This is a genomic window from Flavobacterium cerinum (assembly GCF_024496085.1).
GTDB lineage: Bacteria > Bacteroidota > Bacteroidia > Flavobacteriales > Flavobacteriaceae > Flavobacterium > Flavobacterium cerinum_A.
On the sequence record NZ_CP101751.1, the window covers coordinates 3,628,127 to 3,642,862 of the forward strand.

Consider the following 14,736-nt stretch of genomic DNA (forward strand, 5'->3'; position numbering starts at 1 on the left):
TATACAACCGTAAACCGTTCATGTAGAAAATGTATTCACGAGCGAGACGCTCGCGCTAGCAGAGGGATTTCATACAACAAAACCATTTAAAAATAAAAAGATTTTACAATATGGAAGCAATTGCCTTTATTACATCCCTACATCAGACAGTTGTAAATGAGGATCTAAAAACGTATCAAGACATTTTATCATCAGACACGAAAAAAATAACCGATAAATGCTGGCTGCCAATTGTTGTGATGTATCAGCAATTTTCAAATGAAGAGAAGGAGAATTTCCTTAATTTCATTCGTTTGATAGAAGTAAATACAGTTTCTCATGTTTTGGGCATATTAGATGGTTCAGCGTACCTTGATGCGAATCAGGAAGAATTCAGACTAATATGTCAATCCGATGACGAAGTAATAAACGGTGATTTACAAGATTACTTTTTAGGTTTGGAAGAAGACCCTGAAGCTATAGCCGAACAGAAGAAATAAATTTCTCAAGACCTTAAAGACCTTATTTTTATGGCAATATCCATCCTTTTAACTACCAATAAGACAATTACAAAACATAACGAACATCGTTCATTTTATTTTGAAGACAGTGGAGCTGATTATTGGTACCTCTGGCCGACTATGATAAAAGAAATCAATAATAAAACCGGAGAATTAATTGATCTTTACCAGGATGCCGAATTTTCGGGCAGTCATCTGACTATCTTTAAAACAACAGTAGCAAAACACCTCGCTGTTATAAATTCAAAAAAAGAAAAAAGTTGGGAAGTTTATATCGGTACGCAAATGCATCCTGTAAAACAGGATATATATAAAACCTTAGTTAAAAAAGAGATTGCAGAAAAACTAGAAAAATTATTACAGATGATCGATCTTGCTATTAAAAGTGAAGAAAAAATTATTTGTATCGGTGATTAAAATTGACCGATGGAGCGGATTTACTTCGTCCGTTCGGGTATTTTTTTTCCAAATGTGTAACCTTTCCGACATATACAGATTGTGAAAAGCCCGACCAGCTTAACAACAAAAAAACGATTACCAATCTTTTAATATGCATTTATTTTTTACAATATAAACAGTATACCAATTAATATATTATACTTTTTCAGATAATAACTTTTTTTCAATATCATCATAAAAACAAATAATTCCGGCAATTACAAAATGATATACCGATAAGATCTGTCCGACTATCCCCGAGTTAATTGCAGCCCAATTCATTAAACCGCTAAAAACATGAAATCCAACTAATATCCAAAGTGCTATATTCGATTTCTGTTTTAGTATTAATAGCATCAGAACAAGCTGAAAAATTAATCGGATAAACTGAACTGTTAGTCTTTCTTCACCTATTACATTATAAACCCAAATCATCATTATTATTTCAACTATAATAGTTAAGGACATTACCCCTTTTAGTATTGTTCTTTCTTTCATCTTGCTATTTTGTCGGTATCGCTTATTTTATAAAACAAAACTACATTTTTAGGATTGTAGTTACTCCGTTATTTCTTTATTGAGACGGATTCCAAATCCATCAGACAATCTATTTCTTAATTTCAACAATAACCGTATTCCCGAATTGTTTTAACACTCCAAACGTATTAAAGCTTATTTTTTTATCCGTATAAATGGCTTTTTTTATCGGAGGATCCTCAAAAAAATTATAATTATTTACGATTGGAGTAAAAATATCCGCTTCTTCATCCGACTGGTACAAATACTTCCCTTTTTCTTTAAAAGACTGCATATAATCCGGTAAGCCTATCATTTCAACAACGGGCACAATAACCAGATATTTATATAGCCTTTCTTTTTCGGAAACAGGTTCTGAAAGCAAAGAATCGTTGAAACATAAAATATACTCCTTGATGATCTGCTCTTTACCGTCTATCTTAGCCTCCTTTATTCTGGAATATAGTTTTGCCGGTATCGGCTGTCCGGTATCACTCAGTATGCTATAACTTGAAACTTCGGGTAATTTCCGGTGGCATTTTGTTGCCCATACATAACCTGATATAATCACTATTAACAGGCTGATCAGCAATGTTATTTTTTTAGTTTTCATAATTTTCAACGGATAATGATTCTAATAATACTAAAAAATATTCTCTCATCCTATCACTAAAACAAAACTACGACTTTTTAGGTTTGTAGTTTTTAGTTTTTAGTTTTTAGTTTTTAGTTTTTAGTTTTAATTGCACGGATTAAATTCATAATATCAGGCAATTCAACAGATTTTACACAGCAGAAAAATGCATTTACAATATTATTTTCTATAAATTGCAGTACGATTTTACGTATAAAAGCATTTTATCTAATACAATCACAAATACTGAAATAGGATATGAAAGAAAAAATAGGTTTAATCGTTTTAATGTTATGTACACTTTGTAGCTGTGCTTCATTTTCTAAAAAGATTGCATTTGATAACCAGATCATTCTTAAAGAGGAATCCATTACTAAATTAAACGGAACGTATGAGATCGAAAGCCTAAAAGCAATTCGGAAATTTGAAAGTTCTAAACCGGATATTATTGAAAATGATTCCTTAAATCGGTTTTCTTTATTTAAAAATATAAAAGAAATTAATCCGCAATTAAGAGAGGATATAAAGAATAATAGTAAGAATTACAAAGTAAAAATTGATATTAAAGATAAGAATTCCATATCATTTAGTCTTTTGAAAAACAATAGTAAAATTGATAGTATTACTATGGATTTTAAGATTCAAAATGATGGTTACCTCTATTTAAAAAATAAAAATTTCAAGACTAAAGGGATACCCGGATTATGGGGCAATTTTTCCGTTAACAGGACCCGAATTGGAATAAACAGCAATAATAATTTAATTATCAGTAATTCCTATTTTCTTTACGGTGCCGTTTTAATTCTAATTGGCGACACAAAAAAAACGAGTTTTTCAAGTGAATACAAACGCGAAATATAATCTGATGATGCGTTTTTTTTCAACATCAATTTACGAACGTCGGATTGTGATTCCGAAGGTTTGCACGGATTACACCCGAGGCTTTAGCCGAACGAACGAAGTAAATCCGCGCGATCAGGGTTAACTCCATGAGCTAACACAATATTTATTTAAACTGAATTGTATAACTTTCCAAAAAATTTAAAATATAATTTATGAAAAAAAATATACTTTTTTTTACACTTGGTGCAAGCCTTAGTTTCATTGTAGCTTTTACTACTTATAATCGCAATAAGCAAGCGGAGGTTAACGAATATGAAGGTAAATTAATATTTTCAGACTGTGAACCAACAAACCAAAGGTATACAATTGTAGACACAGAGAAAACGAGTGCGATTTATAATGTAAGCTATTTTTATCAAAAAAAGAGAATTGTATCTAATGCGCTAAAAAATGGCAAAGATTTCGATGCGATCATTTTCAAAGATGATGATAATAAAAACCTAAAAGGAATCCTGATAAAATTCAGATAAGCAGCTAACGTATATCAAAACGAATACTTTTTCAAGGTATTTAATTAATATATAATCCTGATTACCAGTATTTTTTTTTAGATGTAAACCTTTGCTGAATTGTGGTTCCGAAGGTTTGCTTCTCTTAATGAACGTGAATTACACGAGGCTTTAGCCGAACGGACGAAGTAAATCCGCGCGATCAGGAGTTATTCAATTAAAAGGTATAAATTCTTTTTCTCATCCCAACACAATTTAGCCCGATGGTCTTTAAGCCAATTTTTCCATTTTATAACATCAGACATTGTAGGATGAAGCTTTCCCAAATAATTGCCGTCAGATTCTGATTCAATTAATGAAACGGATTCGATTCTTTCGACAATTGACGGTATGTCTTTTAGATTAACATTAGAATCCTTTATAGAATGAGTGATACCATCAAGGTCATTTTCAAATTGTTTAATTGCCAGCTCGTTATTACATTGAGCCTTACAGGAGATATTTGTAAGACTAAATAATATTGTTAACACTAATATCTTAATTCTCATCGTTTAACTTCTTTTACGTTATTATTCTCTATTATTATACTTGCTTTCACAGTTTCAGAACCCTTAGTATAATTAACATTCGTATTACCCGATGGCGCGGATTTTATACGCTTAATGGATGTTTTCTTTTTTGACTTTATTGACAATATCAATATACACACTTTTCATCTTAGTGTCATTTTTCAAAGTCTTCAAGATCTTTTTAGAAATGCCATCATCAAAATGAGGTTCATCGCTAAAAAAGTACCAAAATCCTTTGATTTCTTTTTCATTTTTACTGTTAAGTCTTTTTAAAAACAATTCACTATTTGCCAAAAAATAGTCCCTTACTTTTTCCTGAAAGGAATTCACGGAATCGGCATCCCATTTTCCGTCTTTACTAATGTGTATAAGCTTATCAATAAATGCTTCTTTCTTTAATGCAGAAGCCGTTTCAAAGAAAAATACAAGATGGTTTTCTGAATTTGAATAATTAGGTGCTTCCCCTTTAATATTGTCATAACCATACTCTTTTAGAAACTCCTGAAAAGTTGTCGGAAAACTGTTAAAAAAAGACATTTTACATTCGACTGACGAATGCTTTTTACAGCTTTCAAGAATAGTCGCCAAATTGTTTTTTTTGTTTTGTGAGTGACAGCTTATCGTGATAATAAGCACTAACGTGAATAGTTTAAAATTCCACATAATTCGTTTTCTAATTTTGTTTTACCTACTCTAATCGCAGAATTTATTTCTCCTGTAGCGAATATGTTGTCGATTCTTTATCGAAACCATCCCAAAAGATATGTAATCTCTTGCAACTTTTGCATTCTATTATTATTTTCATTTTCATATAGATCGCTTCTGCATCGACCATTCCTGAAAAATGATCATATTCAACATCTGAAATTACTAAATATTGATTCGGATCGGGTATCCCGCCTAAACCTATTATGTTTCCGCAATTGCATTTTATTTTCGGCATCTTTTACATTCCCATTATATTGGGCTATCTTTTATTCTATTAAAAACAAAACTACAACTTTTTAGGGTTGTAGTTTGCTCTTTCTTTATTGGCACGGATTGCACCCGAGGCTTTAACGAAGTAAATCCGCGCGATCAGGTTATTGATTTTGATCCATTTTATATTTACTCTACTGTTAAAATCTTGATTCCAAAAATATTCAGCACATCAGTAGCATAATATTGCCCCGCATATTTCAATACTTTTTTCCTTCTCCAAAATGGCAAATTAGAATCATTAGAATCCGTAAAATTTAAAATTTCAACAAATTCACTGTCAATCATATTAATTTCCTTAACTATCTCATCCTTATAATTCAATCCGAAAAAATTATCTGATAAAATAAATTCTTGCAATTCCTCTCTTATTTTTAAATCATAATCAAACTCGTAAATTGATTCACAATAACCAATTTTACAATCTTCAACAAAATCTTTCCAACTGTTCTTTAACTCGAGTAAACTACTTGCTGAACTATCCATTTGCTTAATATGTTTTTACTTAATTAATATACCATTGAACCCGATGGAGCGGATTTGCAACCCAGATGGAGCGGATTTGCAATCCGTTCCATAATTAGAGTAGGTAAATTGAGACAACTATATACTCCCATAAAAAAAACTACAACTTTTTAGGGCTGAAGTTTCTCTCATGATTTGCACGGATTGCAAATCCGCGCGATCGGGGTTTTGAGAGTTATCATTATAACCTTTATAGACTAAAATTATTTATTATAAGTCAGGAATAGAATCTGCTTTCATCATTACACTTTTTTCAACGTAAAATGAGCCATTAAGCTCAATATATTTTAATATTACATCATCATCTGGATTAATGTTTCTTAAGGTGTTGATAAAACTTTGAGAATCATATACATTATTCCCATTTATAGATGTTATAAAGGTACCTGAAACAATATTTCTTCTATGTAAAGCAGAACCTTCAGCTATCCCTCCTAAAATTATCCCTTTAAATAATTGATTGTAATAAACAAAACCGTTACTATTTAAATGTCCATAAAATTGATGAGGAATTCCTCCAATTAAGCCGATATCTCCTTTATAATTTACATCTTTTTGCGAGTTTATTTTTTCCGTAATAGAATGTTGAACACTGACTCTTTTTAATTGACTCCAATCTTTATGTTGCTCAAACTCATTATTATCAACAATTACCCTTCTAAAATCATTATTCCCTTTAACCTTATAATCTCCCCACCTTACTCCATTTGCAATAAATCCTACATAGTCTTTTCTTGAAAGAGCAGCAGCTGCCTTAGCTATATCAACTTCAAGATTAGGGTCGTTATTTTGCAAAGACTTTACATAGTCATCATGAATTTTCTGCAATTCTATATTACCTTCTAGTTTTGCTATTTCGGCAGCCTTTAAATGATTCTCTATTGCTTGGGATTGACTTAGTATTGGAAAAAAAGCATTCTCAAATTGTTGTATCATTCTATCATCTGCATCAAACATTTCAACAGATGTACTACTATAAGTAGCTCCTTTATAATTACTTTGCGCAGTATAATTAAAAGAGGATTTTATAGACTTCCTTCTACTACCAAAACCTAAAAATGACCAGCCACTAGAACTTTGGCTGACCATACTTTTCTGAGCTTCATCAAGAAATTGATTTACAATAGTTTTAGCATCAAATGTAGCATCTACATAACTATTTTGTGAGTCTCTAAATTTATACGATATATATATCGAATAATCACCTGAAGCAATTCTGTTTTTAACATAATTAGAAGGATTTTTAAATGATATTTTATTGTTTCCAATATAAGTTCCATAGTAACTTTTATTATAAACAACATCATCATCTATTTCTAATGTTATTTGAACTTCTGATAAGGATACTAACTCAGGTTTATAGCTTTTATATTTTTCGGATAGTTCGTTTTGCTTCTTTAAAGACTCCTCATATTTTTGAGTTTGCGCATATATTTGAGTAGAAAAAAAACCAGCCGCATTCGGATGAATTATTAGATTTCCAAAATTATCTTTTAATAAAGGCCTATAATAAGCCAAGATACTAATTCCATCTAAATTTGAACCAATTGAAGGTATTTCATATTTGGTAGGTAATTTTGAAATGAAAGTAATTGGAATAGAAATTGAATAGATGTTACCATTACTTGTAATTGCATTGCCATCAGAATCAAAGTATTTTATATCATCGTCATCAATCTCTATAATTGGCATTATAAAGATTCTACCACTCTTATTATCAGGAACATTTTCTACAAAACCATGAGTTTTATACAATTCATACTTCCCAGAATTTCCGATTGTATAATATTCATTTACTTGAAACCATTTGGAATTTGAAGTAACTTGTCCATAGCTATATGCTATAAAGAGAATCAAAAAGATAAAGTACATTTTTTTCATATGACCTAATTATTTAAAAGTTACGATGATTTTTTTATTAGGACTACTGTTCGGTGTGCTTGAACCATAAAATACTTCTTTCAACTTATAATAAGCAGTCGAACTATTGAGTACGCTACAATTGTCAATCTTGGCATCTGTCCCGACTAAAATGCAGCCTTCTATTTGAGTTGTATAATTACCCATGTGAATTTGTCCGCCAGTTCTATTAGGAACATTTTCCAACTGAATTCTCCATCCATCAGTTTTGTCATATCTTAATATGCCATGGTAAATACCTACAGGAATACAACTAATATTATTTGAATTGTCTTTCCATGGCAATTCAAGTGTACAACAGATAACCCTTTCATTTGCTATAAGATAGCCCATTGTGCAATTATCTGACCAAAGCTTTCTTCAATAGCTAATTCAAAATTTTCTTGTGAATAACAAATGGAAGAAAGAAGTAATATTAATGAGGTTAACAATGCTGATTTCATATTTTTCTTTTTTATTTGTTCTAGTTTTTATAAGCTCATCCATGTATTAGTAATTTTTTTTTGGATTGACACAAAGGAGATATAAATTTACTAAATAAGACGAGTCCAACAATCCCTATTTATAGTGATTTTCTTACTCTCTAAGTTTAGTTATTGCTATAAAATCTAAATCAAGGGAAAATACCTGTTTATAGGCTCTCGCTCTGCATTCACATCAATCCGTATATATTTCTCTGTTGTCCCTGGTCATTTATGTCCAACCAACTCTTGAACCTTTACCAAGTCATATTTCTTTTCATTGAGCCAATTACAAATAACACTCATCCTAATGGTTTGAGGATTCAGTTTTCTATCTGGAAAGAGGCTCTTTAATGATTCAGTTACCGAGTGAATTCCATCAACTGAAATCGGCTTCCCTAACTTTTTCAAAATCAGTTTATCACTTTTGCATCGAAGCATCTTTGGTCTTACCTCATCAATGTATTTGGATAATGGTAATATCTGTTTATTGAGTAGTTCAAGAGTTCTTCTATTCAGGGTTTTGGAAGCCTTGATGTAGATTGTTCCGTTTTCCAAATCAATGTTTTTCAATTCCAGATTCGTGATTTCGTCACTGGTTAGCCCTTGATAAATCAAAAGCGATAAAAGCACATTGTTTCGGGTTTCTAAAAACCAGTAGCTATTTTCTCCTTGTAATAATAATTGCAATTCTTCACTGCTAAACAAATCCTGTAACTGAATATCTTGATTCGCTTTATTTTTGATATTCAGTTTCTTGCTGGGATGGTCTTTTCTCGCTCCAGTCATTACCAAGTATTCATAGTATCTTTTGATGGCAGATAAGATTTGGATTCGGTATTGAACATTGGTTTGTTTTTGTATTACCTCATCCATATATCTGATAATATCCTGAAACTTATACCCCCGATGGAGCGGATTTGCAATCCGCTCTATAATTAGATTAGGTCAATTTCATAATTGCACAATCCCATAAAAAACTACAACTTTTTAGGACCGAAGTTTCTCTAATGATTTGCACAGATTGAAAATCTGCACGATCGGGGTTACAGTTTGTCTTATAATTTGCACGGATTGCAAATCCGCGTTATCTATCAGGGATCGGGTATCACGCCTAAACCTATTATGCTTCCGCAATTGCATTTTATTTTCGGCATCTTTTACATTCCCTTTATATTGGGCTATATTTTATTCTATTAAAAACAAAACTACAACTTTTTAGGGTTGTAGTTTGCCCTTTCTTTATTGGCACGGATTGCACCCGAGGCTTTAGCCGAACGGACGAAGTAAATCCGCGCTATCTGATTCTTAAACCACTAATCGTTTGGTTTATGTTTATGCGGTTTTAAGTCAGGATGTTTTTCCTTATTGGGTGGATTAACCCGTGGTCTTTTATCAGGGGTTCCATCTTGTTTTTTTGGTTTAGGGCCCGGTTTAATTGCATGAATTTGTTCCATAATAATTATTTTAAAGTTTGATTATACATTTCAAAATAACATGAAAAATAAATTATTTAGTTACGAAAAACCGTAACAAGGAAATAAATTCCAGCATATCACGTTGTATTTTTAGTCTCTTACATACCAATTTTCTTTATAGTATTTAAAAGACATAAAATTCTTTTTAATTTTTAGTTTATTTCTTTCTTGATGTAAAAACAATAAATAAGGTTTCATATCTATAAAGAAAGGATTAACTGAAAAATTATTATCATTATCAACACTCAAATAAGGAAAATCATATTTTCTGTATTTATATATCAAACTTTCAATCTGTTTTTCCCTTTCATTACTTAGATTTTGATCAACTCTTTTAATTTTATCAATTTTACCACTGATTTTATTCACTGTTACAAAGCAAATTACATCATCTATATTGGCATCGGAATCTGAAACTATATAAATTGTTTCGTTAAACGTTTTTTGACGAATGGCTATTGTATAATCTTTGAATTCTGAAAAATCTTTTATATGATATAAATTAATAAAATCATCTATATTCTGCTTTTTTATTTCATTTTTCGAGCAATTACTAACTGTTATACCAATAATAATAAGTGCTAAATATTTAATTTTTCTCATAATATCTTACTTTATCCGATTGAGTAGATTTTCAATCCGCTCCATAATTAGATTAGGTGAATTTCATAATTGCACAATCCCATAAAAAACTACAACTTTTTAGGACTGAAGTTTCTCTCTTGATTTGCACAGATTACAAATCCGTAAGATCGGGGTTGCAGTTTGTCTTATAATTTACACGGATTGCAAATCCGCGTTATAGGGGTTTAACTGAGCGGACGAAGGAAATCCGTGCTATAGGTGGGAGTTCAAACCTACCACCATAGAACACTTTCTTTTGCTTTCTTAAATTTGAACTTTAAATTTTGGTTAATATCTATAGAATCTGTTATTACTTCTTTACGATAATCATAACAATCTTCAAATCTTGCCAAAATTGTATAATCAACATCGAGCAATAAAGTTTCTTTTCTAGAATCATAACCGTTCTCTTCATAATATACTTTATAAATATTTTTATAATCTTTAAAATTCGTTTTTCCTTTATTACATAAATAAAAGTTTTCTAATCTATTATGTACATGAAAACAAGTGTCTGTTTTTGTTGGAGAAAAATATAACGATTTAGAATAGTCATTTTTTATATTTGAAAATATAAAAAGATCTATTCCTTTCTTATAAAATGAGCGTTTATAATCAAATGTTTTCTTCCCATCTAAATCAATCTTTAAATATTTCTCTCTAATTGTATCGGTATTAAATTCATATTTTCTTAACGAAAATCCAATTAAACTATCTTTTTCAGAATATAATTTATAGTAAATATTTTTCTCTTTAGTTTTTTCTATATTACTGTGACATGAAGCCAAAATCTGTAAAAACAGAACACATATAGTTAGTATTATGCTTTTTTTCATTTTATTTATTTTTTAAGAGTGTTAAACCTGATGACGTGGATTTGCAATCCGTCTCATAATATGTAGGGGTAGTTATTATAATTGTACAACTCATAAAAAAACAAAACTACCCCTTTAAAGGGGTGTAGCTTGTCTTATAATTTGCACGGATACACCCGAGACTTTAGCCAAACGGACGTAATAAATACGCGCTATAAGGCAACACAATTATTGAGACTTAATAAAATCCCAATGTCATTCTTTTATTAATCATTTACAATATATATTATCACCTCATATATAAAATAAAACAGCCAACCAATATAAAAAATGACTGATGGTAAAACTAAATAAAAGGATTTAAAAGGACTTTTAAATTTATTTCTGTAATAAAACATAAACACTTTTAATGTCAAAATCAAATTAAGTATAAAAATTGGTAAGTGTATAAAATACGATATAAAAACATATGTTTTCCTCATATTAAAACCTTCGACAGAGATACATTTATTAATTATGACAAATTCTAAAATTATCATAATCAAAAATAAAGCTAGTGACCAATATGATGCTGATATTATGCTTTTTTTCATTTTATTTATTTTCTAAGAGTGTTAAAACCATTAGTTAAAGCTCGTTGGTCGGTTTTTGTATCAATACCCAATAAAACAGATTTGCAATCCGTTCCAAAATTAAAGTAGGTAAATTTTATAATTTTACATCTCATAAAAAAACTATAACTTTTTAGCACTGAAGTTTCTCTCTTGATTTGCACGGATTGTAAATCAAGAGAGCTGGTTTAGCCGAACGGACGAAGTAAATCCACGTTATCGGCTGTAGTTTGCTCCTTCTTTATTGGCACGGATTACAAATCCTAGTCATCGAGTTGCATCCGATGTTTTAGCCAAACGGAAGAAGTAAGTCCGCGCTATCGGGGTACAAATGCGCGTCATCGGATTAACTTAATTTTTCCAGTTAATTGTGTCCAAATCTTTTTCAAAAAGTACTTTTTTATAATTCGTTTCTTTTAATATGATTTCCGTTAAATTTATTTTGATAGAATCATTCTTTTTAAATTTAACTTTCTCATTATTAATATTATAAAAACCTCCTTTATACTTGATAGTATAATCTTTTAAAATTTCTGATTTGTTTTTTAAAAAAGACAAATCGCTATATAACAATGTTAAATAAAAATGTTTTTTTGAATTTGCTTTCAATGTTATAAAACTATCATCAGAATTAAAAAGATAATCTATTGTTTTCATCTTATCATTGGATAAATAAAATCCTTCAATATTACTATTATCATTTTTTTTATTTTTAATCTGGAAGCATTATTCAATTTTATGTTGAAATCAGAATTATTTTCGTATTCGATTTTGAAAACTAATCTAGTTGATTCATTATCATTGATGCCCAAAACATAAGAACATTTAAAATCAAGGTTATTCTTAAGTTCTTTTTTACTCTCTTTATTACTACACCCAGCAGTAATTAAGAATAAGATTGAATATAAAAAATTTGCCATCATAATTATTGACCTAATATTCGTTTATACATATTTATAACATTATTAATATCCCGTTTAAATCCAGGTGTAGTTCCATTCCATGTTGAATGTTCTTTCTGTTGATTAAGAAGATTTAGATGTGATTGAGCTTGTCTCATAATTTGTACGGATACACCCGAGGTTTTAACCAAACGGAAGAAGTAAATATACGCTATCGAGGTTATTTTTTTTCTTGAAAATATTGAAGAATATTGTAATATTTCTCAACTTTTAATTTATCATTACCTCTTAAATCTGTGAAAAGATTTCCGTTAGCTAAAATTTTAAATTGCTCCCCCTTTTTTTTAATCAGCAAAGTGTAATTCTTACATCCAAAACAGTCTTTACAGTCTTGAATATAAGATTTTGATTCAAAAAAACCAAACAGACTTAAGGTTTCTTCCTCATTAAACACTATTTTACTTACTTTTTTCTCATCTTTCTTTATTTGAATATGATACCAATCATTATTATCATCCACATACCATCTTTCTAAAAAATAATTATTAGTCCCTTCAATCAAGTAATGAAAAAAAACATCGTATCTAAATTCGCTGGCATTAAAAGATTTTAATTCAGTATTTGACAATTCATTCTCATTTGAAGATAAATTAAGAATATCAAAATTTTGTTCTACAAGTAAACATTCTTTTTTAACGATACTGTCACTAAGTACTGTTTCTTTTTTACTACTACAAGATATTAGCGTTAAAAAAATAATAATATAAAAAAACAATCTCATCTCTAATTGGTTTTTTGATAATAATTAAAATTAGTTTTTGTAGTTTTTAGATTTTCATAATAAATTTCTAATTTTCCACTAAATCTATTAACCAAATGGAACGGATTGCAAATCCGTTCCATAATTAGATTAGGTGAATTTCATAATTGCACAATCCTATAAAAAAACTACAACTTTTTAGGACTGAAGTTTCTCTCATGATTTGCACGGATTACAAATCCGTAAGATCGGGGAATTTCATAATTGCACAATCCTATAAAAAACTACAACTTTTTAGGACTGAAGTTTCTCTAATGATTTGCACGGATTGCAAATCAAGAGAGCAGGTTTAGCCGAACGGACGAAGTAAATCCACGTTATCGGTTGTAGTTTGCTCTTTCTTTATTGGCACGGATTACAAATCCGCGCTATCGGGTTAATGTTTTTTAAAAATCTAACTTTTAATAAAAGATAATCCTTTAAGATTATTAGAAGTATATAGTTTTATCCCCTCTTCCTCGCAAATTTTTGTGTTCTCAAACATATAGCAACGTATTACATTTGGTGCAGTTGTTGCATTTGTCAAAGGGTTACTATCATTATTCGGGCGATATAAATTTAAAACAAAATTATAGGATTGTCCTACAGCAATTTTTTCATTTGAATTAATTACTTTTTCATTTTGTTCTTTTGAAACAATTTTGTATTTCTCACCATTCTTCTCACAATAAATTGTATAGAACGAATCAATAGTGTCTATCTTATAAACTTTGTATTCCCCAACCTGTTCTTGATTGTTGTTTAATGGTTTACATGATATAAATAAAATAACTGCTAATGTAAAAATGATATTTTTCATAAATTATCGTTGTTTAGGTACTGTATGGAACGGTGTATTATTTCCAGTCGTATAAATTAATTGGACAGGCTGGAAATTACTACTTCCTCTATACACTTCTTGTCCCTGTGCATTATAAAAATGCTCTGATATATTTCCTCCTTGGCTTACTGCACCATCATGTGCTCTTCTATATACACTTGTTGGATTACCCCCATCATCATTATTTGCCGTTGAACGAACACCTGAATTACCATCAGCTTGTGTTATTACAGCTCCACGGTAAGCTTCTGTTACTTCATGTAGCATTGCTTGCCCAGGGTTTCCATTTATATTTGACAACTTTCCTAGTGCATCAGCATTTACCTCCTGATTAGCAACTATTTTTTGGTCTGGAGCACCTGGAAGAGATGATTCAATAGATGGATTATCACTCTTATTGCCACCAAAAAAGCCTAATAATGGACCTTCTCCACCAGAAGTAATGTCATTATCAGTTGCTGAAACGTTCACAGTTACACTACTATCACTCGTTGCTGCCAATAATTCAGATGCTCCTTTTGAAAGAGTTGAACCTTCAACCTGAGTAGCTGTTACCTTTCCTTTATCATCCATCGACAAACTTAATTGTCCATTTACAGATGACTGTAACTGTTGAAAAGCTTCTTTAGCTTTATTTCCTGTTAAAATTACATCATCAACACCCATTCCATCAGGGTTGCAAATCCGCGTTATCAGGGAAATCTTATTTTAAATCTAATTAAGAGTAGAAATAAAAATAAAGTGCACCAATTATATACAAAGAGATATTAACA

19 protein-coding genes and 1 pseudogene are annotated in these 14,736 nt (G+C 30.2%); 4 read left to right on the forward strand and 16 right to left on the reverse strand.

The features are described from left to right. Positions 1-110: 110 nt before the first annotated feature. The gene (locus tag NOX80_RS16365) at positions 111-479 is read left to right on the forward strand and encodes a hypothetical protein (protein WP_256550877.1); all 369 of its coding nucleotides are present in this window, start codon (positions 111-113) and stop codon (positions 477-479) included. Positions 480-509: 30 nt separating this feature from the next. Next, positions 510-917: a hypothetical protein gene (locus tag NOX80_RS16370; RefSeq protein ID WP_256550879.1), complete on the forward strand. Its 408-nt coding sequence runs from the start codon at positions 510-512 to the stop codon at positions 915-917. Between the two features lie 177 nt (positions 918-1,094). Here NOX80_RS16370 and NOX80_RS16375 read toward each other — a convergent pair whose 3' ends face one another. Both NOX80_RS16375 and NOX80_RS16380 read right to left on the reverse strand, forming a co-directional pair. Continuing rightward, positions 1,095-1,436 (reverse strand): hypothetical protein, encoded by a 342-nt coding sequence (locus NOX80_RS16375; protein ID WP_256550880.1) that lies wholly within the window; start codon positions 1,434-1,436, stop codon positions 1,095-1,097. 109 nt (positions 1,437-1,545) lie between these two features. Continuing rightward, positions 1,546-2,067, reverse strand: coding sequence for a hypothetical protein (locus NOX80_RS16380; RefSeq protein ID WP_256550881.1), 522 nt, complete (start codon positions 2,065-2,067; stop codon positions 1,546-1,548). Between the two features lie 279 nt (positions 2,068-2,346). On the opposite strand from NOX80_RS16380, the gene NOX80_RS16385 reads away from it, so the two are divergent. Together NOX80_RS16385 and NOX80_RS16390 are read left to right on the forward strand one after the other, a co-directional pair. Then, complete coding sequence (locus NOX80_RS16385) at positions 2,347-2,949, forward strand: hypothetical protein (RefSeq protein WP_256550882.1); 603 nt, start codon at positions 2,347-2,349, stop codon at positions 2,947-2,949. A 194-nt stretch (positions 2,950-3,143) separates the two neighbouring features. Then, complete coding sequence (locus NOX80_RS16390) at positions 3,144-3,461, forward strand: hypothetical protein (protein WP_256550883.1); 318 nt, start codon at positions 3,144-3,146, stop codon at positions 3,459-3,461. Positions 3,462-3,649: 188 nt separating this feature from the next. Here NOX80_RS16390 and NOX80_RS16395 read toward each other — a convergent pair whose 3' ends face one another. The 14 genes and pseudogenes from NOX80_RS16395 to NOX80_RS16460 all read right to left on the reverse strand — a co-directional run bounded on the left by NOX80_RS16395 (position 3,650) and on the right by NOX80_RS16460 (position 14,629). Next, positions 3,650-3,988 carry a hypothetical protein gene (locus tag NOX80_RS16395; RefSeq protein ID WP_256550884.1) on the reverse strand — a complete coding sequence of 113 codons (339 nt, stop codon included), beginning with the start codon at positions 3,986-3,988 and terminating at the stop codon, positions 3,650-3,652. 111 nt (positions 3,989-4,099) lie between these two features. Next, entirely contained in the window at positions 4,100-4,597 is a 498-nt protein-coding gene (locus NOX80_RS16400) for a hypothetical protein (RefSeq protein WP_256550885.1), read from the reverse strand. Between the two features lie 118 nt (positions 4,598-4,715). Beyond that, entirely contained in the window at positions 4,716-4,952 is a 237-nt protein-coding gene (locus tag NOX80_RS16405) for a hypothetical protein (protein ID WP_256550886.1), read from the reverse strand. Between the two features lie 164 nt (positions 4,953-5,116). Beyond that, positions 5,117-5,473: a hypothetical protein gene (locus NOX80_RS16410; RefSeq protein WP_256550887.1), complete on the reverse strand. Its 357-nt coding sequence runs from the start codon at positions 5,471-5,473 to the stop codon at positions 5,117-5,119. Positions 5,474-5,722: 249 nt separating this feature from the next. After that, positions 5,723-7,393, reverse strand: a complete 1,671-nt coding sequence (locus tag NOX80_RS16415; protein ID WP_256550888.1) for a PDZ domain-containing protein — start codon at positions 7,391-7,393, stop codon at positions 5,723-5,725. Between the two features lie 9 nt (positions 7,394-7,402). Further along, positions 7,403-7,777, reverse strand: a pseudogene (locus tag NOX80_RS16420) (DUF5675 family protein); the annotation flags it as partial. Between the two features lie 344 nt (positions 7,778-8,121). Further along, on the reverse strand, positions 8,122-8,769 hold the full coding sequence (locus tag NOX80_RS16425) for a tyrosine-type recombinase/integrase (protein ID WP_256550889.1): 648 nt from the start codon (positions 8,767-8,769) through the stop codon (positions 8,122-8,124). A 440-nt stretch (positions 8,770-9,209) separates the two neighbouring features. Then, on the reverse strand, positions 9,210-9,350 hold the full coding sequence (locus NOX80_RS16430) for a hypothetical protein (protein WP_256550890.1): 141 nt from the start codon (positions 9,348-9,350) through the stop codon (positions 9,210-9,212). A gap of 111 nt (positions 9,351-9,461) precedes the next feature. Beyond that, positions 9,462-9,974 carry a hypothetical protein gene (locus NOX80_RS16435; protein WP_256550891.1) on the reverse strand — a complete coding sequence of 171 codons (513 nt, stop codon included), beginning with the start codon at positions 9,972-9,974 and terminating at the stop codon, positions 9,462-9,464. A 254-nt stretch (positions 9,975-10,228) separates the two neighbouring features. Beyond that, positions 10,229-10,831: a hypothetical protein gene (locus NOX80_RS16440; protein WP_256550892.1), complete on the reverse strand. Its 603-nt coding sequence runs from the start codon at positions 10,829-10,831 to the stop codon at positions 10,229-10,231. 941 nt (positions 10,832-11,772) lie between these two features. Further along, positions 11,773-12,078 (reverse strand): hypothetical protein, encoded by a 306-nt coding sequence (locus NOX80_RS16445; RefSeq protein WP_256550893.1) that lies wholly within the window; start codon positions 12,076-12,078, stop codon positions 11,773-11,775. 465 nt (positions 12,079-12,543) lie between these two features. After that, complete coding sequence (locus NOX80_RS16450; protein WP_256550894.1) at positions 12,544-13,104, reverse strand: hypothetical protein; 561 nt, start codon at positions 13,102-13,104, stop codon at positions 12,544-12,546. A 433-nt stretch (positions 13,105-13,537) separates the two neighbouring features. Continuing rightward, positions 13,538-13,942 carry a hypothetical protein gene (locus NOX80_RS16455; protein ID WP_256550895.1) on the reverse strand — a complete coding sequence of 135 codons (405 nt, stop codon included), beginning with the start codon at positions 13,940-13,942 and terminating at the stop codon, positions 13,538-13,540. Positions 13,943-13,945: 3 nt separating this feature from the next. Beyond that, a complete protein-coding gene (locus tag NOX80_RS16460) occupies positions 13,946-14,629 on the reverse strand; it encodes a hypothetical protein (protein ID WP_256550896.1) in 684 nt (227 codons plus the stop codon). Positions 14,630-14,736: the final 107 nt, after the last annotated feature.

Bases quoted from the DNA above. Each gene is read 5' to 3' on its own strand.
- NOX80_RS16365 (WP_256550877.1), top strand. From the start codon at position 111: ATGGAAGCAATTGCCTTTATTACATCCCTACATCAGACAGTTGTAAAT.
- NOX80_RS16370 (WP_256550879.1), top strand. From the start codon at position 510: ATGGCAATATCCATCCTTTTAACTACCAATAAGACAATTACAAAACAT.
- NOX80_RS16375 (WP_256550880.1), bottom strand. From the start codon at position 1,436: ATGAAAGAAAGAACAATACTAAAAGGGGTAATGTCCTTAACTATTATA.
- NOX80_RS16380 (WP_256550881.1), bottom strand. From the start codon at position 2,067: ATGAAAACTAAAAAAATAACATTGCTGATCAGCCTGTTAATAGTGATT.
- NOX80_RS16385 (WP_256550882.1), top strand. From the start codon at position 2,347: ATGAAAGAAAAAATAGGTTTAATCGTTTTAATGTTATGTACACTTTGT.
- NOX80_RS16390 (WP_256550883.1), top strand. From the start codon at position 3,144: ATGAAAAAAAATATACTTTTTTTTACACTTGGTGCAAGCCTTAGTTTC.
- NOX80_RS16395 (WP_256550884.1), bottom strand. From the start codon at position 3,988: ATGAGAATTAAGATATTAGTGTTAACAATATTATTTAGTCTTACAAAT.
- NOX80_RS16405 (WP_256550886.1), bottom strand. From the start codon at position 4,952: ATGCCGAAAATAAAATGCAATTGCGGAAACATAATAGGTTTAGGCGGG.
- NOX80_RS16410 (WP_256550887.1), bottom strand. From the start codon at position 5,473: ATGGATAGTTCAGCAAGTAGTTTACTCGAGTTAAAGAACAGTTGGAAA.
- NOX80_RS16415 (WP_256550888.1), bottom strand. From the start codon at position 7,393: ATGAAAAAAATGTACTTTATCTTTTTGATTCTCTTTATAGCATATAGC.
- NOX80_RS16425 (WP_256550889.1), bottom strand. From the start codon at position 8,769: ATGGATGAGGTAATACAAAAACAAACCAATGTTCAATACCGAATCCAA.
- NOX80_RS16430 (WP_256550890.1), bottom strand. From the start codon at position 9,350: ATGGAACAAATTCATGCAATTAAACCGGGCCCTAAACCAAAAAAACAA.
- NOX80_RS16435 (WP_256550891.1), bottom strand. From the start codon at position 9,974: ATGAGAAAAATTAAATATTTAGCACTTATTATTATTGGTATAACAGTT.
- NOX80_RS16440 (WP_256550892.1), bottom strand. From the start codon at position 10,831: ATGAAAAAAAGCATAATACTAACTATATGTGTTCTGTTTTTACAGATT.
- NOX80_RS16445 (WP_256550893.1), bottom strand. From the start codon at position 12,078: ATGAAAACAATAGATTATCTTTTTAATTCTGATGATAGTTTTATAACA.
- NOX80_RS16450 (WP_256550894.1), bottom strand. From the start codon at position 13,104: ATGAGATTGTTTTTTTATATTATTATTTTTTTAACGCTAATATCTTGT.
- NOX80_RS16455 (WP_256550895.1), bottom strand. From the start codon at position 13,942: ATGAAAAATATCATTTTTACATTAGCAGTTATTTTATTTATATCATGT.
- NOX80_RS16460 (WP_256550896.1), bottom strand. From the start codon at position 14,629: ATGGGTGTTGATGATGTAATTTTAACAGGAAATAAAGCTAAAGAAGCT.